Source organism: Colwellia sp. MB3u-55, from assembly GCF_014076785.1.
Classification (GTDB): domain Bacteria; phylum Pseudomonadota; class Gammaproteobacteria; order Enterobacterales; family Alteromonadaceae; genus Colwellia_A.
This window is the reverse complement of record NZ_JACGUS010000094.1, coordinates 1-1,142: the sequence shown is the minus strand read 5'-3', so window position 1 is coordinate 1,142 and position 1,142 is coordinate 1. Positions and strand designations below refer to the sequence as shown.

The 1,142-nt window shown below is 42.2% G+C and carries 1 protein-coding gene; it reads right to left on the bottom strand.

What is annotated here, in order from left to right; translation table 11 throughout:
* Window positions 1-20: 20 nt before the first annotated feature.
* Window positions 21-1,142, bottom strand: a 1,122-nt coding sequence (gene tuf, locus H4J66_RS05180; protein WP_182171416.1) for an elongation factor Tu, incomplete at its 5' end; no start/stop codon positions are given.

Here is a 1,142-nt window from a genome sequence, read left to right as displayed (position 1 = left end):
GTGAGAACTAAAATCTGCAATTATGCGATGATTTTAGATACAACACCAGCACCAACAGTACGACCACCTTCACGGATAGCGAAGCGTAAACCTTCATCCATCGCTACTGGGTTGATTAGCTCTACAACAAATTTCAAGTTGTCGCCAGGCATTACCATTTCAACACCTTCAGGAAGCTCTACAGCACCTGTGATATCTGTTGTACGGAAGTAAAACTGTGGACGGTATCCTTTAAAGAATGGTGTATGACGACCACCTTCATCTTTACTTAACACGTAGACTTCTGATTCGAATTTTGTATGAGGTGAAATTGAACCAGGCTTACATAATACTTGACCACGTTCAACATCTTCACGCTTAAGACCACGTAAAAGTACACCACAGTTCTCGCCAGCACGACCTTCGTCTAGAAGCTTACGGAACATTTCAACACCAGTACAAGTAGATTTTTGAGTATCACGGATACCAACAACTTCTACTTCTTCACCAATTTTGATGATACCGCGCTCAACACGACCTGTAACAACAGTACCACGACCAGCAATTGAGAATACATCTTCGATAGGCATGATGAATGCTCCGTCGATTGCACGCTCTGGCTCTGGAATGTAGTTATCTAATTGATCAGCAAGTTCGATGATTTTTGCTTCCCACTTTTCGTCGCCTTGAAGAGCGCCTAAAGCTGAACCTTGAATTACCGGTAAATCATCACCTGGGAAGTCATATTCAGAAAGAAGTTCACGAATTTCCATTTCTACTAATTCTAGTAATTCTTCGTCATCCACAACATCACATTTGTTCATGAATACGATGATATATGGAACACCAACCTGACGTGATAACAAGATGTGCTCACGTGTTTGTGGCATAGGACCATCTGTAGCAGCAACTACTAAGATAGCGCCATCCATTTGTGCAGCACCGGTGATCATGTTTTTGATGTAATCGGCGTGACCAGGACAATCTACGTGTGCGTAGTGACGAACTTCTGTATCGTACTCGATGTGAGAAGTATTGATTGTAATACCACGCTCACGCTCTTCAGGAGCATTATCGATTTGTGCGAAATCTTTAACTTCACCACCGTGTACTTTAGTTAATACTGCAGAGATAGCAGCTGTTAAAGTAGTTTTACCGTGATC